Raw genomic sequence first — 317 nt, forward strand, 5'->3', positions numbered from 1 at the left:
GCTGTGAAGGTGCTGCGCTCGCAGTACGTGCATGACGAAGAGTTCATTCGTCGTTTCCGCAGAGAAGCTCAAGCAGCCGCTTCACTTTCTCATCCTAATGTCGTCAGCATTTATGACGTGGGACAAGAAGAAGACGTGCACTATATCGTAATGGAATACATAGAAGGCACTACGTTGAATGATTTGATCAAGGAGAGAGCGCCCCTGCAGGTGGAAGATGCCGTGCATTACGCCAGCCAAATTGCAGATGCCCTTGACCATGCTCACCACAATGAGATCATTCATCGGGATATTAAGCCGCACAACATTTTGATTGG

1 protein-coding gene is annotated in these 317 nt (G+C 48.6%); it reads left to right on the forward strand.

All coding sequences use genetic code 11. From position 1 onward, the window contains the following. Positions 1-317 (forward strand): protein kinase domain-containing protein (locus tag KVT27_RS24115; RefSeq protein ID WP_217582123.1); only part of this gene is annotated, 317 nt, incomplete at both ends.

Origin of the sequence: Lysinibacillus sp. GbtcB16, from assembly GCF_019091145.1 — a bacterium.
Classification (GTDB): domain Bacteria; phylum Bacillota; class Bacilli; order Bacillales_A; family Planococcaceae; genus Lysinibacillus; species Lysinibacillus fusiformis.